The organism is Streptomyces sp. NPDC127092 (assembly GCF_042722475.1).
Taxonomy (GTDB): Bacteria; Actinomycetota; Actinomycetes; order Streptomycetales; family Streptomycetaceae; genus Streptomyces.
The window spans coordinates 47,804-66,211 of the sequence record NZ_JBHXFE010000022.1 but is presented as its reverse complement, the minus strand read 5'-3'; the positions used below and the strand labels follow the sequence as shown (position 1 = coordinate 66,211).

Here is an 18,408-nt window from a genome sequence, read left to right as displayed (position 1 = left end):
GGCACTGATATGTGCCGAGCAAAACCTCACCGCAAGTGCAGGCTGTTCCGGGTGGCGAACCGTCCCGGCCGATCAGGTCGTGGGTGTGTTCGTCACCCGGTACGCATCTCTGGCTGCTCGTCATCGCGATCACCAGTCTGGTCATCGCGCTTTCCTCCGACGGCGTCGAGCACTATCTGCTGCACCGCAACAGCAGCAATCTGTACGAGCTGTCCCGCCACCCCATGCGGGCGCTCGTCGGCAGCGCGTTCTGGATCCAGGATCCGGCGAGCCTGCCTTTCTACGCGGTCCTCTTCGAGGTCTTCCACGCGCCGGTCGAGCGCTGGCTCGGCACGGTGAAATGGCTCGTCGTCGTCGCCACGGCGCACATCGCGGCCACCCTCATCAGCCAGAAGGTCGTCCTGGAGGCGATCCAGGACCACGACGTGCCGCGCAGCATGGCGCACGTCGTCGACATCGGGGTGAGCTACGGCCTCGCCGCCGCGGTCGGCATCCTCACCTACCGGCTGCCGCGCCCCTGGCGCTGGTTCTACCTCGCCGGCGCGGTGGCCTTCTTCGCCGTGCCGCTGCTCACCGACCGCACGTACACGGATCTCGGCCATGCGATCTCGCTCGTGATCGGCCTGGCGTTCTGGCCGCTCACACGCGATAAACCGGTGGTCGGCAGGCCTCGGACGAGCGCACACTGACCGTACGGGAACGGGGCGGCCGCTTCGAGCGCGCGGGGGCGAACCGCGCGGGCCGCCCCGCTTTCCGTACCGCTTCCCGAGGCGCTCCCGTACCGCTTCCCGAGGCGCTCCCGTACCGCTTCCCGAGCCGCTCGCGTACCGCGACGACGTACGGCCGAGTGCCGTCAAGCGCCCAGCAGGCGCTCCAGGACCACGGCGATGCCGTCCTTCTCGTTCGAGGCGGTCACCTCGTCCGCCACCGCCTTCAGCTCCTCGTGGGCGTTGGCCATGGCCACGCCCCGGGCCGCCCAGCCGAACATCGGGATGTCGTTGGGCATGTCGCCGAAGGCGATCGTCTCCGCGGCCTTCACGCCGAGCCGGCGCGCGGCCAGCGACAGACCGGTCGCCTTGCTGAGGCCGAGCGGGACGATCTCCACGATGCCCGGACCCGCCATGACGACGTCGACGAGCCCGCCGACCGTCTCCCTGGCGATCCGGGTCAGCTCGTCGTCGCTCAGCGTCGGGTGCTGGACGTAGAGCTTGGTCAGCGGCGCCGACCAGATCTCCGCCGGGTCCTCGTACGGCACGTACGGCAGCGGGCCCTCCTGGGTCCGGTAGCCGGGGCCGACGAGGACCTCGCCCTCCAGGCCGTCGCGGCTGGCGGCCAGCGCCAGCGGTCCGACCTCCGCCTCGATCTTGGAGAGCGCCAGGCCGGCCAGCTGCCGGTCGAGGGTCAGCGAGGTCAGCAGCCGGTGCTCACCGGCGTGGTAGACCTGCGCGCCCTGCCCGCACACCGCGATCCCCTCGTAGCCGAGGTCGTCGAGGATGTGGCGGGTCCAGGGCACGGCCCGCCCGGTCACGACGATGTGCGCCGCCCCGGCCTCCGTCGCCGCGGTGAGCGCGTCGCGGGTCCGGGCGGAGACGGACTCGTCGGCCCTGAGCAGGGTGCCGTCGAGGTCCGTCGCGACCAGGCGGTAGGGGAAGGTGCTCACTTGGAGATCGGCTCCAGGACCTCACGGCCGCCGAGGTAGGGACGCAGCACCCCGGGGACGCGGACCGAGCCGTCGGCCAGCTGGTGGTTCTCCAGGATCGCCACGATGGTGCGCGGTACGGCGCACAGCGTGCCGTTCAGGGTGGCCAGCGGCTGCACGGTCTTCTTGCCCTCCTTCTCGTCGCGCATGCGGACGGAGAGGCGGCGGGCCTGGAAGCCGTCGCAGTTGGAGGCGGAGGTCAGCTCGCGGTACTTGCCCTGGGTCGGGATCCAGGCCTCGCAGTCGAACTTGCGGGAGGCGGAGGCGCCCAGGTCGCCGGTGGCGACGTCGATCACCTGGAACGGCAGCTCCAGGGAGTTCAGCCACTGCTTCTCCCACTCGAGGAGCCGCTTGTGCTCGGCCTCGGCGTCCTCCGGAGCGACGTACGAGAACATCTCGACCTTGTCGAACTGGTGGACGCGGAAGATGCCGCGGGTGTCCTTGCCGTACGTGCCGGCCTCGCGGCGGAAGCACGGCGAGAAGCCGGCGTACCGCAGCGGCAGCTTGTCGGCCTCGATGATCTCGTCCATGTGGTACGCGGCGAGGGGGACCTCGGAGGTGCCGACCAGGTAGTAGTCGTCCTTCTCCAGGTGGTACACGTTCTCGGCGGCCTGGCCGAGGAAGCCGGTGCCCTCCATGGCGCGCGGGCGGACCAGCGCGGGGGTGAGCATCGGGATGAAGCCGGCCTCGGTGGCCTGCGCGATCGCCGCGTTGACCAGGGCGAGCTCCAGGAGCGCGCCGACGCCCGTCAGGTAGTAGAAGCGCGAGCCGGAGACCTTGGCGCCGCGCTCGACGTCGATGGCGCCGAGCGCCTCGCCGAGCTCCAGGTGGTCCTTGGGCTCGAAGCCCTCGGCGGCGAAGTCGCGGATGGTGCCGTGCGTCTCGAGGACGACGAAGTCCTCCTCGCCGCCGACCGGAACGTCCGGGTGGACGATGTTGCCGAGCTGGAGCAGCAGCGCGCGGGCCGTCTCGTCGGCCTCGTTCTGCTCGGCCTCGGCGGCCTTGACGTCGGTCTTGAGCTGCTCCGCCTTCTGCAGGAGCGCGGCGCGCTCCTCGGGGGAGGCCTTGCGGATCAGATTGCCGAGCGACTTCTGCTCGGAGCGGAGTTCGTCGAAGCGGACGCCGGACGACCTGCGCCGCTCATCGGCGGAGAGCAGGGCGTCGACGAGGCCGACGTCCTCTCCACGGGCGCGCTGGGAGGCGCGAACACGGTCGGGGTCCTCACGGAGCAGGCGAAGGTCAATCACCCCCCCAGGCTACCGGTGCGACGCCGGACGACCCCACCCGATAGAGCAATACGTCGCGCTTTGCCCGAATTGCTTTGGTATTCCCGAATTCCCGTGGGAGGGTTCTCCACAGCAATGCGCGGCGAGAGTGAGTTATCCACAGGCTGTGCGAAAGATCTGTGGACCACGAAGATCGCTTTCATTTTCCCACTCCTTCGAGTGGGAATTGCACACTCCGAAGAGTGGGGTCCCGGAGCTGGGCTGACGGCTGGCCGGTGCGGATTTGTCGACCGGACCCGCCCGCCTTGTCGACTTGTCCCCAGGTCGAGGAGCGCACCTGTGGATAACTCCTGTGGGTAACTCCGGAGGCCTCGCGGGCCGGGTCAGGCCCGGCCGCCGGTTCGACTCAGGCCCGGGCTTCCGCTGCGGTCAGGCCCGGCCGTCCTGGGCGCGGGCCAGCCAGTCGGAGGCGTCCATGAATTCCACGTCCGAGGTCCCGCGCCGCAGCGGCCGGACGTCTTCCCGCGAGACGCCCGCCCGCGGATAGGAACCGAGGAAGCGGACGTTCGGGCAGATGCGCTTCAAGCCCATCAGCGCCTCGCCGACCCGCCGGTCCGAGATGTGGCCCTCGGCGTCGACGGCGAAGCAGTAGTTGCCGATTCCGGCGCCGGTCGGCCGCGACTGGATCAGCATCAGGTTGACGCCGCGCACCGCGAATTCCTGCAGGAGTTCCAGCAGGGCACCCGGGTGGTCGTCGCCCAGCCACAGCACGACGGAGGTCTTGTCCGCGCCCGTCGGCGCCGCCGGCCGGGCCGGCCGGCCCACGAGCACGAAGCGCGTCTCCGCGTTCGCCGCGTCGTGGATCTCGGTCACCAGGGCCTCGAGACCGTACGTCGCCGCCGCGAACTCGCCCGCGAAGGCCGCGTCGAAACGACCCTCCTGGACCAGCCGGGCGCCGTCCGCGTTGGAGGCGGCCGACTCCCAGAGCGCGTCGGGAAGGTTGTCCCGCAGCCAGTTCCGCACCTGCGGCTGGGCCACCGGGTGCCCCGTGACCGTCTTGATCTCCGACAGCTTCGTGCCGGGCCGTACGAGCAGGGCGAAGGTGATGGGCAGCAGCACCTCGCGGTAGATCATCAGCGGCTCGCCCGAGGCCAGCTCGTCGAGTGTCGCGGTCACCCCGCCCTCGACCGAGTTCTCGATCGGCACCAGCGCCGCCGCCGCCTCGCCGTTGCGCACGGCGTCCAGCGCGGCCGGGACCGAGACCATCGGAACGAGCTCCCGCGTCGCGGCCTCGGGCAGCGTACGCAGCGCGGCCTCCGTGAAAGTGCCTTCGGGACCGAGATACGTATACCGGGTGGCGGACATACGGTCACCCTAACGGCCCCGCGCCCCAGGAGGCCCCTCCTCTCAGGCCTCCAGCAGTCGCTGGCCCACGTACTCGCCCTCGGCCGGCCCGCCCGGCACCGCGAACAGACCGCTCGCCTCGTGCCGGAGGAACGGCGACAGCGCGTCACCCCGGTCGAGCTTGCGCTGCACCGGCACGAAGCCCCGCAGCGGGTCCGCCTGCCAGCAGACGAAGAGCAGTCCGGCGTCCGGAGTGCCGTCCGCGGCGATCCCGTCGTGGAAGGAGAACGGCCGGCGCAGCATCGCCGCGCCGCCGTTCTGTTCGGGGGCGGAGATCCGGGCGTGGGCGTTGTCGGGGATGACGACCTTGCCGTCCGGGCCGATCTTGTGCAGATCGAGCTCGGTCGTCTCGGTCCCGCCGGTCAGCGGCGCACCGTCCGACTTGCGCCGCCCGATCACCTTCTCCTGCTTGTCCAGCGGCAGCTTCTCCCAGTCGTCGAGCAGCATCCGGATCCGTCGGACGACCGCGTACGAGCCGCCCGCCATCCAGTCCTGGGCGCCGGCCGCGTCCTGCGGCACGAAGATCCGCCGGTCGAAGTCGGGGTCCGTCGGCTTCGGATTGCCCGTGCCGTCGATCTGCCCCATCAGGTTGCGTGCCGTCATCGGGCGGGCGGTGGCACCGGCCGAGCGGTTGAAGCCGTTCATCTGCCAGCGCACCCGGGCCGCGTCACCCGCGTCCTTCTGGATCGCGCGCAGCGCGTGGAAGGCGACCAGCGCGTCGTCCGCGCCGATCTGCACCCACAGATCGCCCTCCGAGCGCTTCGGGTCGAGCATGTCGGAGGAGAACGCCGGCAGCGGGTCGAGCTGCGTGGGGCGGCGCGCCGCGAGCCCGGTCCGGTCGAAGAAGGTGCGCCCGAAGCCGAAGGTCACCGTCAGGGAGGACGGACCGGCGTCGAGCGCGATGCCGGTGTCGGGGCCGGTGGCCGCCGGCCTGCCCGCCATCAGCGCCTTCGCCGTGGCCGACCAGCGGCGCAGCAGCGCGGCGGCCTCCTTGCGGCCCGCGCCGGGCGCGAGGTCGAAGGCGACCAGATGGCCCCGGGACTGCAGCGGAGTGGTGATCCCCGCCTGATGTTTCCCGTGAAACATCACCTCGGTCGAACCGACCGTGGTGAGGGCCGGCGAGCCGGTGGAGCCGGAGTCGTCTCCGACGGCGGAGATCCCCACGCCGCCGGCCGCACCGATCACGAGGCCGGCCGCGCCCGCCGCCCCCACGGTGCCGAGGAGCCGGCGCCGGGAGATGTCGAGGTTGTCGCCGCTCCCGGGCTTGTTCACGGTCATGCTCTCGGAGTCGCTCACGGGCTCGTTCGCGGGCTCGCTCACGAGTCTGTTCTCGGACTTGCTCACGGTCAGCCGATCTTCACGTTCTTCTCGATGGTGGTCTGGTCGATGTCGGAGGTGCGGACGGTCACCTGCATGAGCCATTCGCCCGGCATCGGCAGCTGGACGCCGGTCGCCGTCCAGTGTCCGGTCTGGACGCGGTCCGGCAGCACCGGCAGGGGGCCGATGTCCTTCTCCTTGAGGGTGAAGGCGACCTTCACCTCGGGTACGTCGAGACCGCGGCCATTGGGGCGCAGCACATAGATGTGCAGGGCGTTCGCGCCGACGCGGCCGGGGTCGAGGGTGAGCTGCACCGTGCCCTTGCCGTCCACACCGCCCGTGTCGAAGGGCAGCCGTACGTCGATCGGGCGGTTCGGCACCGCCGCCGAGCCGGCGGCGGCCCGGCCTCGGCCCGCCTCCTCCTCCGTACGGGCGGGCTCGGTCGAGGTCAGCACGGTCGTCACGGCGAGGAGGACGACGGCGACGGCGGCCTCGGTGAGCACCGAACGGCGCAGCCCGGCCCGCTCGGGATCGGCGTCCCGCGCCTTCTTGCGCGCCGCGGTGGCGACGGCGGCCCGCTGGCGCGCGAGCTGCGCGGCCCGCTCGGCGTCGGCGTCGGCGTCGGCCTCGGTCCCGGCCGCCTCCCCCGCCGCTTCCTCGGCCGGCTCGTCGGCGTCGGCGACCACGTGATCCGCGTCGGCGTCCGCGTCGGCGTCCGCGTCGCTCTCGGCCCCTGCGGTCGCGGCCGTCCGCTCCGCGAGCCGCCGCACCCACCGCCGTGACACCCAGCCGATGCCCACGAGGACGGCGACCAGCCCGATCTTGACCAGGAGCAGCTGCCCGTAGCGGGTGTCCGTCAGCGCGGACCAGGTGCCGACCTGCCGCCAGGACTGGTAGACGCCGGTGGCCGCGAGGACGACGACGGAGCCGAAGGCGAGGTTCGAGTAGCGCTCCACGGCCCGGCGTTCGACGGACGGGTCGCGGTGGAGCGCCACGAGCAGCGCGGTGAGCCCGCCGAGCCAGGTGGCCACGGCCAGCAGGTGCAGGATGTCGACCGGCATAGCGATGCCCGGCTGGAGCCCGGTCGAGGCGTGCTCGGCGAGCGCCCACGTACCGGCGATGCCGGCCGCGACCACGCTGCCGCCGATGGCCAGGCCGAAGGTGAGGTCCTTGTGCTCCTTCTCGTCCGTCCGCCGGGCGTACGCGCCGAAGAGCACGGCCACGAAGAGCGCCGCCGCGCCGAGCAGCAGCAGGCGCGAGGAGAGCGCGGCGCCGGTCTTGGTCTCCAGGACGGCCCGCAGCCCGCCGAGGTCGAAGACGTCCCCGAGCTTCCCGGTCCTGGTGTACGGGTGACGGAGCAGCAGCAGCGCGAGGGTGGCGGCGGTCAGCGTGAGCCAGCCCCGCACGACGAGCCGCTGCACCGGACGCACCGAGGCGCCGCGCGGCCAGCAGGCCAGGACGAAGACGCCGCCGCCGACGAGGACGACGAAGCCGGCGTACGCGAGGTAGCGCGCGATGCCGTAGAGCGTGCCGACGAGTCCGCCGCCGACCGCGGTGTCGGGCAGCGCGACGGAGGTGGTGGACGGCGCGCCGATGGAGAAGGTGAAGGCGCCGGCGACGGGATGGCTGTCGGCGGAGACGGTCTGCCAGGCCACGGTGTAGGTGCCGTCGGGCAGTCCCGGCAGCAGCGCGACCCCGTAGCGGACGACGGAGCCGCTGCACAGGTCGCGGATCTCCCCGGTGTCGACCCGCTTGCCCGAGGGGTCGAGGACCCGGATCGAGTCGTCGCTCATGGCGACCTGCTCCGAGAAGGTCAGGTTGACCTCCTTGGGGGCGGTGGCGACCACCGCCCCGTCCTGCGGGTCGCTGCCGGTCAGCGCCGCGTGCGCGGACGCGGGGCCCGCCGTGGCGAGCAGGGCGGCCAGCAGCGCGGCGGCGACGAGCAGCAGCCTGGTGAGGGCGGGCCCGAGGCGCGGGGCGGTGGTCGTCACGGTGTGTGTCACTCCCTGGGGCGAGCTCAGTGCTGCTTCGGGTTGTGGTTGGGCGCCTCGACGGGAAGCTCGACCTTGATGGGGCCGGCCTTCTCGAAGTGCAGCTCTATGGCGACCTTCTCGCCCTGCTTGGGCTGCTTCTTCAGGCCCATGAACATGATGTGGCTGCCGCCGCGTTCGAGCTTCAGCTCGCCGTTCGCGGGGATGTCGAAGGAGTCGACCCGCTGCATCTTCTGGTTCTTCGTCTCGTGGATCTGGACGTCGTCCGAGATGCCGCTGGTGACGGAGGTGAGCTTGTCGGCCGTGTCACCGCTGTTGGTGATGGTGAGGAAGCCGCCCGCCATGTCCATCACGGGCTGGGGCATGAACGCGCCGCTCACCTTGAGTTCGGGTCCGCCGTCCTCGGACGAGCAGCCGGTCAGGGCGAGCGCGGCGGCGAGTGCGACGGCGGCGGACAGGGCGGTGGTGCGGCGGTTCACGGGTTCTCCCCCTTGATGAGCTTCGGCAGGTCCTTGGCGTAGTCGTCGGCGGTGGTGTCCTCGCCGTACAGCACGTAGCCCTGGTCGGTGGTCGGCGAGAACGCGATCACCTGGGCGCCGTGCATGGAGACGACCGAGCCGTCCTTCTCCTTCTTCGGCGGGTCGATGCCGATGCCGATGGAGCGGGCACCGGCCTGGATGGCCGAGAAGTCGCCGGTGAGTCCGGTGAAGCTCGGGTCACCGGCGGCCGGCAGCCACTTGGCGAGCTCGGCGGCGGTGTCCCGCTCCGGGTCGGTCGTGACGAAGACGACCTGGAGCTTGTCCTGGTCGGCCTTGGGGAGCTGCTTGCGCGCGATGGCGATGTTGCTCATGGTCAGCGGGCAGACGTCCGGGCAGTGCGTGTAGCCGAAGTAGATCAGGGTCGGCTTGCCCTTGGTCTTCTCCCGCAGGTCGTACTTCTGGCCCTTGGTGTCGGTGAGGACCAGGTCGGGCTTGGTGAAGGGCCGGTCGAGGACGGTGGCGGCCTTGGTGTTGTCGGTGCCGCCGGAGATCTCGGCGACCGGCGCGACGCTCTGCGAACCGGGGGTGTCGCCGTCGCCGCCGAGGCCGACCGCGGCCGTGACGCCGATCGCCGCGACGATGGCCGCCGTCGCGATGATCAGCGGGGCCCGGCGGCCGGGGCGGCCGCCGTCCGTCCCGCCCTCGGCACCGGAGGTCTGAACAGCTGTCTTCTTGTCGGACATGGGTGTGTCTTTCGGTGAGGGGACGGCCGTCAGGCCGAGCGGCGGCGCCCGGCCAGGACGCCGAAGGCGATTCCGGCGACACCCACGAGGATGCCGATCACCCCGAGCACGCGGGCCGCGGTGTCGGTCGAGCCGGCGGCCTCCTCGTGCTTGCCGCCCTGGTCGTCGTGGCCGGCCTTGTCGGCGGCCTTGTCGTCGGCGGCGGGCGTGGCGCCGCCGCCGTGGTGGTCGCCGGTCGCGGCGGACAGCTTCAGGACCGGCGCCGGGTTCTCGGGATCGGCCGCGCCTTCCTTGGGCTCCTCGATCCAGCGCACGACCTCGTTGTTGTCGTAGGTCTGGATCGCCTTGAGGACGAGGCGGTCGGTGTCCTCGGGGAGCTGCCCGAGGGAGAGCGGGAACTGCTGGAACTGGCCGGGCCCGATCTTCGAGCCGTCGGCGGTCCAGGTGACCTTGGCGACGGCCTCGTTGATCTTCTTGCCGTGCAGCTCCAGCGGCTTGGCGAGCTTCGCCTTGGTGACCTCGGCCTTCCAGCCGGGCACGGGCTGCGGCATCACGGAGGCCAGCGGGTGGTCGGTCGGGAAGTTCACCTCGACCTTGACGGTGGAGGCGTTGTCGCGCTCGTTCGGCACCTTCACGTTGACGGTGGCGTAACCGCCCTTGGCGGCCTCGCCCTGCGGCTGCACGCTCACGTGGGCGAAGGCGGTGCCGGAGAGCAGCAGCACGGAGCCGGCGGCGACACCGCCGGCGAGGGCGGCGCGGGACAGGAACGTACGGGGCAGGTGCGTACGGGAAACGCTCATGGCAGAAGACACTCCAGCTCGGAGAGGCGATGCGGAAGACATCCGCGAGACAGGTACGGGCGGTCCACGCGCTTGCGCCGGCGCCGACGGACATCGGGAGACGCGTCCGGACGACGGGCCCGTTCCCGGTCCCGGTCAGGGGACGGGGTGACGGGCTCGGCGACGGTCTCGGCGACGGTGTCGGCGGGCGGGCAGGCGCGGACGGCCGCGGAGCCGCCCCGGGGGAGCGGTCCGCGTCAGGCTGCGAGGACGCAGTGGGCGGCCGGCGGGCCGCGCCTGATCACCGTGTGCTGAAGTGCCTCCGCCACCGGCGGCGGCGAGGAGTCGGCCGCGGTACGGGCGGGCCCGCGCGGCCCGGTGGCCGGAGCGCCCGGCAGGCCCGCGAGCAGGGTCCGTACGAGCGAGAGCGCCGCGCGCAGCGAGCGGACGAGCGCGCACTCGGCGAGCTCGACGGCACCCTGCACGGACAGCGTCATCAGCCGGCCGAGGGCGAGGTCGCCCCGGCGCAGCAGCCAGCCGGTCGCGAGCGCGGCCAGGAGGTGGCCGAGCAGCATCGGCAGGCTCGGCACCAGTTCGGCGGCGCGGGCGGTCGCGGTCGCCGCGTCCGTCGCACCCGTCGCGCCGACCGCGCCGGCGAGGTGCTCGTGCGCCCCGGAGCCCGCGGTGGTCCCGGGCGCGCCGGCGACCGCGGGCGCGAGGCCGGCCTCGCGGACGATCCGGGCCGCGTCGGCCGGGTTCAGCGCGGAGGTCCCGCCGCAGACCAGCTTGGCGGCGAGCCGGAGCAGGGTGTCGTCGCCCTGCGGCGGCACGGTGATCCGGCGCTGGCCGAGCCCGAACAGGGCGTGCAGGCCGAACTGTCCGACCGCCAGCGCGCCGACGATCGCGGGCAGCGAGCGCTCGCGTCCGGCGAACAGCACCGTGATCCCGAAGACGCCGAGGAACCCGGCGACCAGCGACCACGCGGCGATCCCCGCACAGGCGGCCAGCGCGTGGCCGAGCGCGGACAGCACGACGCAGACCGCGGTGAACACCGCGGCCCTCAGCAGGCGTGGCGCGAGCGCGGGGGCAGACATGGCGGGCCCATCATCGCACCAGCCCCACCCCTGCCACGCGGCAGGTCCGGAAGGTCGCTCTTGGGGTCCTTCCGGCCGACATGGCCCGGCACGTCGGCCGCCGCGCACCGCCCCACCGGGCCGACATACACCGGCGTCCGGAATCGCGCATCCGCCGAACGGGGGCTGTTGCCGTGGGAGGGGGCTTATGGACCACGCGCCACGGCAATACGTATCGGTATGTCGTGCCGCAGCATGTCGAGCCGCAGCCAGGAGGCTGGAGCATGAGCATCTGGTGGTCCCTGCATCTGCGGCGCGAGGCCGCGAGCGTCCCGCTCGCCCGGCGGCTGCTGCTCGGCACGATGGAGACGGCCGGGGTCGACCCGGACGTCTCGTACGAGCTGTCGGTGGCCCTCACGGAGGCCTGCGCCAACGCGGTCGAGCACGGCGGCGCCGTCCCCGGCCTGGGCGGCCCGGTCTCCGAGGCGTACCGCGTGACCGCCTACCTCGACGGCGAGACCTGTCGCATCGAGGTGGCCGACTCGGGCCCGGGGTTCTCCGGAGCCCCGACGGAGCAGCGGGCCGTGGCGGCCGACGAGGCCGAGAACGGGCGCGGGCTCCGGCTGATCGAGGAGCTCGCCGACCACGTCCACTTCGGCCGCACGGGCCGGGGCGGCGCGCTGGTCAGCTTCGACAAGATCATCAAGTGGCGCCCGGACGCGCCGCTGGCACTGACGTAACCGGCGGAGGTGCCGACCGGCGACAACAGAAGAGCCCCCGCCGAACCGAATCGGCGGGGGCCCTTCACAAACTGCGGGATCAGCCCTTCAGGCCGGCCATCCACGCCTCGACCTCGTCGGAACGGCGCGGCAGCGCCTCCGAGAGGTTCCGGTTGCCGTCCTCCGTGACGAGGATGTCGTCCTCGATCCGGACGCCGATGCCCCGGTATTCCTCCGGCACGGTCAGGTCGTCGGCCTGGAAGTAGAGACCCGGCTCCACGGTCAGGCACATGCCCGGCTCCAGGGTCGTGTCGACGTACGCCTCGGTGCGCGCGGCGGCGCAGTCGTGGACGTCCATGCCGAGCATGTGACCGGTGCCGTGCAGGGTCCAGCGGCGCTGCAGGCCGAGCTCCAGGACCCGGTCCGCCGGGCCCTCGACCAGGCCCCACTCGACGAGCTTCTCGGCGAGCACGCGCTGGGCGGCGTCGTGGAAGTCACGGTAGGCGGCGCCCGGCTTCACCGCGGCGATGCCGGCCTCCTGCGCCTCGTACACGGCGTCGTAGATCTTGCGCTGGACGTCCGTGAAGCGGCCGTTGATCGGCAGGGTGCGGGTCACGTCGGCGGTGTAGAGCTCGGTGGTCTCCACGCCGGCGTCGAGCAGCAGCAGGTCGCCGGAGCGGACCGGGCCGTCGTTGCGTACCCAGTGCAGGGTGCAGGCGTGCGGACCGGCGGCGGCGATGGTGCCGTAGCCGACGTCGTTGCCCTCGACGCGGGCGCGCAGGAAGAAGGTGCCCTCGATGTAGCGCTCGCTGGTCGCCTCGGCCTTGTCGAGGACCCTGACGACGTCCTCGAAGCCGCGGGCGGTCGCGTCGCAGGCCTTCTGCAGCTCGGCGATCTCGAAGTCGTCCTTCACGAGGCGGGCCTCGGAGAGGAAGACCCGCAGCTCCTCGTCGCGCTCGGCGGTGACCTTGTCGACGAGCGCGGACTCGATGCCGGCGTCGTGGCCGCGGACGTTGCGGACCGGGCCGGTGGCCTCCTTCAGCCACTCGGGCAGCTCGCGGACGTCCTTCGCCGGGATGCCGAGCAGCTGCTCCGCCTCGGCGAGGGAGTGACGGCGGCCGACCCACAGCTCGCCCTGGCCGTCGAGCCAGAACTCGCCGTTCTCGCGGTTCGAGCGCGGCAGCAGGTAGATCGTGGCCTGGTGGCCGTCCTTGACCGGCTCCAGGACGAGCACGCCGTCCTGCGTCTGGTCGCCGGTGAGGTACGCGTACTCGGTGGAGGCGCGGAAGGCGTACTCGGTGTCGTTCGACCGGGTCTTCAGGTTGCCGGCCGGGATCACCAGGCGCTCGCCCGGGAAGCGGGCGGAGAGCGCGGCACGCCGGGCGGCGGTCTGCGCGGCCTGCGCGATCGGCTCGAGGCCGTGCAGCTCGGTGTCGGCCCAGCCGGACCGCATGTTCTCGGCGAGCTCGTCGGAGACGCCCTGGTAAAGGCCGTTCTTGCGCTGCTTGATCGGCTGCTCTTCGGAATCCTCCGGGGTCTCCGGGTTCTCCGGCGTGAGCTCCTCGGCCACGGGTCTGCCTCCTTGTGGGTACGACAGTGGTACGACACTGAACCTTCACCATCGTACGGTCGTGCGGAAGGGTCCCAGAGGCGGAAGACCCATTACCGGCAGGTCACCCGCGCCGGGCGGTGAGCATCCTCACTGCCGTCTCACTCGAAGCGGGCGGCCAGCAGCACCACGTCCTCGCCGTCGCCGTCGCCGTCGCCGTCGGCGGCGGGGGCGTCGAGGCCTTCCGGGAGTACGGTCCGCAGCACGTGGTCGGCGACCGCGCCCGGATCGGCCCGGTCCGCCTTCGGCACGCTTGCCGCAGCGGCGTGCAGCCGGGCGAAGGCCCGGTCCATAGGGTCGCCGGTGCGCCGGAGCAGCCCGTCGGTGTAGAGCAGCACCGTTTCTCCGGGGGCGGGCGACAGTTCGACGCTGGGCGCCTCCCAGCAGGACAGCATGCCGAGCGGGGCGGACAGCGAGGTCTCCACGTACTCGGTGCGGTGCTCGCCGACGACGAGTGGCGGCGTGTGACCGGCCCCGGCCAGGACGATCCGGCGTGCGGCCGGCTCGCAGTAGGCGAAGAGGGCGGTCGCGGAGCGGGCGGGCTCGGTGAGGCGGAGCAGCAGTTCCAGGTCGGAGAGGACGGCGACCGGGTCCTCGCCCTCCATGACGGCGTACGCGCGGAGGGAGGCGCGCAGCCGTCCCATGGCGGCCAGGGCGCTCGGCCCGCTCCCGGTGACGGAGCCGACGGCGAGGCCGAGGGCGCCCTCGGGGAGCGGCAGCGCGTCGTACCAGTCGCCGCCGCCCCGCGGGCCGGTGCGGTGCCGGGCGGCGAGCTGGACGCCGGGGACCCGGGGCAGCCGGCTGGGCAGCAGTTCCTCGGCGACGGTGGCGACGCGGACCCGCGCGCGCTCGACCTCCAGGAGGCGGGCGAGGTGCTCGGTGGCGAAGCGGCCGTAGAGGCCGACGAGATGGCGCTGGCGTTCGGCGGGCTCGGCCGGCTCGTCGTACAGCCAGACGAGGGCGCCGAGCTTCCCGGCCTGCTCGGTGGCGAGCGGCAGGGCGTAGCTGGCGGCGTAGCCGAGGCGGGCGGCGACCTCGCGGTGGCGCGGGTCGAGGTCCTCCTCGCCGCGCAGGTCGGGGATGGCGACGGGGCGGGGCAGGGCGCCCTCGGGGAGCGGATCGAGTCCGTCGAGGATCCGGCCGTACGAGGTGACGCTGCGGGGCACGGTCTCGATGGTGCCGAGTTCGGCGTGGGCGAGGCCGAGGCCGACGGTGAGCGCCGGGCCGAGGCCGTCGGCGGGTTCGAGGACGGCCATGCCGCGGCGGGCCCCGACGAGGGCGGCGCCGGCGCGCAGCACCTCGCGCAGCGCGTCGTCGAGCGAGCCGGCCCTGATCAGGGACTCGGTGAGTTCGTGGAGCAGGGTGAGGTCGGAGACCCAGCCGGCGAGACGGTCCTGGAGCGGTCCGCCGGAAGGCCCGGCGGGACCGGAGGCGGCGGACACCGCGGAGGACATTGCGGAGAGCGGCGCGCCGATCGCGGCCGCAGTGTGCGGGGGAGAAGGAACAGTGGAATCGATTCCGGCCACTTTCGGCGCGCGTGGGGTACTCATCGCACTCGGCTTTCCGACCTGCGCGTTTCATGCAATAGCATCGCAAACCCCCAAGTCATTCTGCGCCGCTATCCATCGATCCACATCTACACGCACATGTGGATCGATGTCCAGCATTGTCACCATGGGACTTCTGGTGTCCGTGAGATCTGGCGAGAGGGTTGAAGAGTAGGGGAAGTTGGCCGAAAATTGCCCCCGGTGTGCACCATTTGCGGTCGACTGGCGTCGTTTGAAAGCGCGTCATTTTGAGCGTGACGGGTACGTAATCGGTGACGGGCAGGGGCAGTTGGAGACGCCCCTGAATACGGACGCGGAACCCGAGCGTCCTCATCACCGCAGGCCGCACCCCTACCCCGAGTGGCGGGGAACGTGTTCCGGCAGGATCGACCGCCTGGAACGCCCGCCGAGAGCGCCCGCCGAGTCCGGGCGCGGCTCGTATGCGCTGAGGCGCGAGTGATACGCACGGTGAAGACATGTGTGCGTACGGTGACGTGCACGTGGTGTGATGTGGATTCGGCGTTCAACGGAAAGGAACGAGCGCTCATGCGCGAGATCCTCGGAAGGCGACGCAGGCTCCGGTTCGGGCGCGGCAGGCGCGGGGGCCCGGCGGGCGCGTCGGACCTGGTAAGCACGGCGGAATCGGCGGACGCAGCGGAAGCGGCGGACGTTCAGGGCGCGGGTCGCTGGGCGCCGGCAGCGCGCGGCGCAAGGGGCGCGCGCCGGGCGCGCACGGCGTCCACGGCGCCTACGACGGACGACCGGCTCGGCGCGGCGCTCCTGTACGCCACGGAGTGGGACTGGCCGGTCCTGCCCGGCGTGGGCCTGCGCGTGAGCGGAGCGTCGGGCGAGACGTCGCCGTCCGGCGACACGCGCACCACGGCGAGAGCCGGGGCGGAGGCGGAAGCGGGCGGTTCCGGCGCCGAGGCGGGCGGTCCCGGTGCGGAAGCGGGCGCCGGCGGGCGCGAGACCGACCGCCGCAGGACGCCGTGGTGGGCGGCCGGGCCGTGGACCACGGGAGTGTCGACCACGGGTCTGTGGGCGGCCCTGACGTCCAGGACGGGCATGCGGTCCAGGACTGTCGGCGCCGGGCCGCTGCCCGCCGTCGTCGGCTGTGCCTGCCCCGATCCCCAGTGCGTCGTGCCCGGCGCGCACCCCTTCGACCCGGGCCTGCTCGCGGCCACCACCGACGCCCGCATGATCCGTTGGTGGTGGAGCCGCCGGCCCGAGGCCCCGGTCCTCCTCGCCACCGGCGGCCGCGCCCCTTGCGCGGTCAGCCTGCCGGCCGTCGCCGGCGCCCACGCGCTGACCGCGCTCGACGCGCTGGGCATGCGGCTCGGCCCGGTCGTGGCCACGCCCACCCGCTGGGCGATCCTCGTCGCCCCGTACGGCATGGAACGGCTCGGCGAGCTGCTGTACACGAAGGACTGCGTGCCCAGTTCGCTGCGCTTCCACGGCGACGGCGGCTATCTGCCGCTGCCGCCCTCGACCACCGGCACCGGACAGGTCCGCTGGGAGCGGGCGCCGCTGGAGGGCTCGGCGCGACCGTGGCTGCCCGACGTGGAGGCCGTCGTGGACGCGCTGGTCGAGGCGAGCACGAGCATGCCGGGCGGCGGCAGCAGACTCGCGTACTGAGCGCGCGTAGGAGCTTGCGTACGGAGCTCGCGTGCTGAGTTCGCGCACTGAGCTCTCGTACGGAGATCGCGTACTGAGCTCTCGTACGGGGAGCGGTGCCGGCCGAGGGCTCGGGCGCCGCGCGCCGGGTTCACCCGAACGGGTGCGGAACACCCTGTCATCCAGGCGAAACGGGCGCGCGCCCGGCCGGGAGCCCACCGGCCGCGGATATCTTCGCGGGAAGGATCCGTTCCCGATGATCCGTTCCCGTGGGATCCGTTCCCGAGAAGCAGGTGAGCCGACGTATGGGGCGCATGAGTCCGGCACAGCTTCGTGGACTGGGGCTCGGTGCCGCCGTGCTGATCGCCGTCCTGGTGCCGATCGCCGCGTCGGCCGGCCCCGCGGGAGGACCGGCACGGGGCGCGACCGCCGCCGGCAGCGGCGCCGGGGCCGCTGGGGACGGGAAGGGGAACGGGCTGTTCCCGGAGCTGAGCCTCGGGCCCGCCCGTGACGCCGCCGCCGGTACCGCGCCGGACACCTCCTCGGACGCCGCCGCGGAGGCCGCCCCGGAGGCCGACGCCGATCCCGGGGAGCCGCGCTCCGCCACGCGCTGCGGACCCGAACTCGCCTCTCCCGACGGGGTCGAGGCGCAGACCTGTGTGGTGACGGAGGGCGCCGGCACCTGGGCCCGTACCTACTACCGCAACACGACGGGCCGCGAGCTCGACGCCGTACTCACGCTGATGGCGCCCGGCGGGCGGACCGTACAGGTGCGGTGCGCGGTCGAGGCGCGGGACGAACCGGGCACGTGCGAGACGCCGAAGGAACCCGTACGGGGCGGAGCCGACGCTTATACGGCGGTCGCGGAATTCGCCGGAGCGGGAGAGGGCGGCAACACGCCGTTGCTGCTGCGCTCGGGAAGCAACGTGGCGGATCCGGACGGCAGTTGATCCAAGAACGCGGAATCCAGGATTCCGTGACGGGCGCGCGCCCGTCCCTCCGGAAGGATCCCGGACATGAGAACGCCCGATCGCTGGCGACGGGGGATGCACCAGCGACCGGGCTTCCAGAACGGTAACAAGAGATCTGCCGTTCGCAAATTCGATCTCGGTTATTCGGACAGGGATTTAGCCCTTCCGAGGGGGGCTTGTGGCGGACGTCACCGACCGGTCGGTCTGTCAGTCACGGATACCGCCCCGGGTATCAGCTGAGCGTCACCTGACGGTTGGTGAGGCCGCCGCGCGCACGGCGCTCCTCCGGGGTGAGCGGGGCGTCCGAGGCGAGCGCCGCGGCAAGGCGCTCGGCGAACTCGGCGGCCGGCTTCTCGCAGTCCTCCGCGGTCATCGAGGTCGGCAGGTCCCAGACCGGCACCATGAGCCCGTGGGCCCGGAAGGAGCCGACGAGGCGGGTGTCGGGGCCGAGCGAGGAGGTGCCGGCGGCCTGCAGGCGGGCGAGCGCGTCGAGCAGCTTCTCCTCCGGGTGCGGCATGACCCAGCGCAGGTGGTTCTTGTCCGGCGTCTCGCACCAGTACGCGGAGTCCACACCGGTGAGCTTCACGGTGGGGATCGCGGCGGCGTTGGCACGCTCCAGGGAGGCGGTGACCTCCGGGTTGGAATTGTCCGCGGACTCCGGAATCCAGAATTCGAATCCCGAGTGCACGACCGGCGAAAAATCGCTGTCGGTGTCGAGCAGATCCTGAAGTCGCGGACCCTCCGCCGGTACGCGCCGGGGGGCGACCGGAGTGCCGGGCTCGGCGACCAGGGCGCGCTCCAGGGTGTCGGCCAGGTCGCGGGCCAGGTCGCCGGACGAGGAGTCGTTCTGCAGCGCGACGAGCACCGAGCCGTCGTCGCGGCGCAGCGCCGGCCAGGCCATCGGCAGCACGGTCGCGAGGGCCACGGACGGCACGCCCTCGGGCAGCCCGCCCTTCAGGGTGAGTGGCACGGTCGCCGCGGGCACCAGCTCGCGCAGCGCGACCCAGTCGCACTCGCCCGGCAGGCCCTCGAAGGGGCGCTGCACGTGCTCGGTCACCGCGTGCGAGGCGGCGCGGCCGTGACACGCCTTGTAGCGGCGGCCCGAACCGCACGGGCAGGGCTCGCGCGCGCCGACGACCGGGATCTCCCCGTTCGTGACCTGTGCCTGGCCGGTGGTGCCGGCCTTGGCGGGCTTCGTCTGGGGGCGCTTCTTGGCCATGGTGTGGCTTTCTCCCGA

At 72.5% G+C, this 18,408-nt stretch carries 16 protein-coding genes; 4 read left to right on the top strand and 12 right to left on the bottom strand.

The features are described from left to right. Positions 1-11 precede the first annotated feature (11 nt). On the top strand, positions 12-689 hold the full coding sequence (locus ACFWJO_RS19710) for a rhomboid-like protein (RefSeq protein WP_386866759.1): 678 nt from the start codon (positions 12-14) through the stop codon (positions 687-689). Between the two features lie 164 nt (positions 690-853). Here the strand turns inward: ACFWJO_RS19710 and ACFWJO_RS19705 are convergent, their stop codons facing one another. The 9 genes from ACFWJO_RS19705 to ACFWJO_RS19665 form a co-directional block, all read right to left on the bottom strand. Then, positions 854-1,660 carry an HAD family hydrolase gene (locus ACFWJO_RS19705; RefSeq protein WP_386866757.1) on the bottom strand — a complete coding sequence of 269 codons (807 nt, stop codon included), beginning with the start codon at positions 1,658-1,660 and terminating at the stop codon, positions 854-856. Continuing rightward, positions 1,657-2,946, bottom strand: coding sequence for a serine--tRNA ligase (gene serS / locus ACFWJO_RS19700; RefSeq protein ID WP_386866755.1), 1,290 nt, complete (start codon positions 2,944-2,946; stop codon positions 1,657-1,659). Before serS ends, ACFWJO_RS19705 begins: the two co-directional genes overlap by 4 nt. A 408-nt stretch (positions 2,947-3,354) precedes the next feature. Then, complete coding sequence (pheA, locus tag ACFWJO_RS19695; protein ID WP_384407568.1) at positions 3,355-4,290, bottom strand: prephenate dehydratase; 936 nt, start codon at positions 4,288-4,290, stop codon at positions 3,355-3,357. Between the two features lie 42 nt (positions 4,291-4,332). Next, a complete protein-coding gene (gene efeB, locus ACFWJO_RS19690) occupies positions 4,333-5,607 on the bottom strand; it encodes an iron uptake transporter deferrochelatase/peroxidase subunit (protein ID WP_386866860.1) in 1,275 nt (424 codons plus the stop codon). Positions 5,608-5,675: 68 nt separating this feature from the next. Then, the gene (locus ACFWJO_RS19685; protein WP_386866752.1) at positions 5,676-7,637 is read right to left on the bottom strand and encodes a copper resistance CopC/CopD family protein; all 1,962 of its coding nucleotides are present in this window, start codon (positions 7,635-7,637) and stop codon (positions 5,676-5,678) included. 26 nt (positions 7,638-7,663) lie between these two features. Continuing rightward, positions 7,664-8,116: a copper chaperone PCu(A)C gene (locus tag ACFWJO_RS19680; RefSeq protein ID WP_386866750.1), complete on the bottom strand. Its 453-nt coding sequence runs from the start codon at positions 8,114-8,116 to the stop codon at positions 7,664-7,666. After that, a complete protein-coding gene (locus ACFWJO_RS19675) occupies positions 8,113-8,859 on the bottom strand; it encodes an SCO family protein (protein WP_386866748.1) in 747 nt (248 codons plus the stop codon). The genes ACFWJO_RS19680 and ACFWJO_RS19675 overlap by 4 nt, the downstream gene beginning before the upstream one ends. 29 nt (positions 8,860-8,888) lie before the next feature. Beyond that, positions 8,889-9,659, bottom strand: a complete 771-nt coding sequence (locus ACFWJO_RS19670) for a YcnI family protein (protein ID WP_386866746.1) — start codon at positions 9,657-9,659, stop codon at positions 8,889-8,891. A gap of 236 nt (positions 9,660-9,895) precedes the next feature. Beyond that, the gene (locus ACFWJO_RS19665) at positions 9,896-10,732 is read right to left on the bottom strand and encodes a hypothetical protein (RefSeq protein ID WP_386866744.1); all 837 of its coding nucleotides are present in this window, start codon (positions 10,730-10,732) and stop codon (positions 9,896-9,898) included. A gap of 263 nt (positions 10,733-10,995) precedes the next feature. Between ACFWJO_RS19665 and ACFWJO_RS19660 the strand changes: the two genes are divergently transcribed. Beyond that, positions 10,996-11,451, top strand: coding sequence for an ATP-binding protein (locus tag ACFWJO_RS19660; protein WP_384407554.1), 456 nt, complete (start codon positions 10,996-10,998; stop codon positions 11,449-11,451). Positions 11,452-11,530: 79 nt separating this feature from the next. On the opposite strand, the gene ACFWJO_RS19655 is transcribed toward ACFWJO_RS19660, so the two are convergent. Beyond that, positions 11,531-13,000: an aminopeptidase P family protein gene (locus ACFWJO_RS19655; RefSeq protein WP_386866742.1), complete on the bottom strand. Its 1,470-nt coding sequence runs from the start codon at positions 12,998-13,000 to the stop codon at positions 11,531-11,533. 140 nt (positions 13,001-13,140) lie between these two features. After that, positions 13,141-14,589: a PP2C family protein-serine/threonine phosphatase gene (locus tag ACFWJO_RS19650; RefSeq protein ID WP_386866740.1), complete on the bottom strand. Its 1,449-nt coding sequence runs from the start codon at positions 14,587-14,589 to the stop codon at positions 13,141-13,143. A 1,062-nt stretch (positions 14,590-15,651) separates the two neighbouring features. Between ACFWJO_RS19650 and ACFWJO_RS19645 the strand changes: the two genes are divergently transcribed. Continuing rightward, positions 15,652-16,221: a bifunctional DNA primase/polymerase gene (locus ACFWJO_RS19645; RefSeq protein ID WP_386866858.1), complete on the top strand. Its 570-nt coding sequence runs from the start codon at positions 15,652-15,654 to the stop codon at positions 16,219-16,221. Positions 16,222-16,514: 293 nt separating this feature from the next. Further along, positions 16,515-17,150, top strand: coding sequence for a hypothetical protein (locus ACFWJO_RS19640; protein ID WP_386866739.1), 636 nt, complete (start codon positions 16,515-16,517; stop codon positions 17,148-17,150). A gap of 253 nt (positions 17,151-17,403) precedes the next feature. Here ACFWJO_RS19640 and ACFWJO_RS19635 read toward each other — a convergent pair whose 3' ends face one another. Beyond that, positions 17,404-18,390, bottom strand: a complete 987-nt coding sequence (locus ACFWJO_RS19635; RefSeq protein WP_386866737.1) for a DUF5926 family protein — start codon at positions 18,388-18,390, stop codon at positions 17,404-17,406. Positions 18,391-18,408: the final 18 nt, after the last annotated feature.

Coding starts and splice junctions, on each gene's coding strand:
- ACFWJO_RS19640 (WP_386866739.1), top strand. CDS start 16,515: ATGAGTCCGGCACAGCTTCGTGGACTGGGGCTCGGTGCCGCCGTGCTG.
- ACFWJO_RS19660 (WP_384407554.1), top strand. CDS start 10,996: ATGAGCATCTGGTGGTCCCTGCATCTGCGGCGCGAGGCCGCGAGCGTC.
- pheA (WP_384407568.1), bottom strand. CDS start 4,290: ATGTCCGCCACCCGGTATACGTATCTCGGTCCCGAAGGCACTTTCACG.
- ACFWJO_RS19670 (WP_386866746.1), bottom strand. CDS start 9,659: ATGAGCGTTTCCCGTACGCACCTGCCCCGTACGTTCCTGTCCCGCGCC.
- efeB (WP_386866860.1), bottom strand. CDS start 5,607: ATGACCGTGAACAAGCCCGGGAGCGGCGACAACCTCGACATCTCCCGG.
- ACFWJO_RS19645 (WP_386866858.1), top strand. CDS start 15,652: ATGCGGTCCAGGACTGTCGGCGCCGGGCCGCTGCCCGCCGTCGTCGGC.
- ACFWJO_RS19665 (WP_386866744.1), bottom strand. CDS start 10,732: ATGTCTGCCCCCGCGCTCGCGCCACGCCTGCTGAGGGCCGCGGTGTTC.
- ACFWJO_RS19675 (WP_386866748.1), bottom strand. CDS start 8,859: ATGTCCGACAAGAAGACAGCTGTTCAGACCTCCGGTGCCGAGGGCGGG.
- ACFWJO_RS19650 (WP_386866740.1), bottom strand. CDS start 14,589: ATGAGTACCCCACGCGCGCCGAAAGTGGCCGGAATCGATTCCACTGTT.
- ACFWJO_RS19635 (WP_386866737.1), bottom strand. CDS start 18,390: ATGGCCAAGAAGCGCCCCCAGACGAAGCCCGCCAAGGCCGGCACCACC.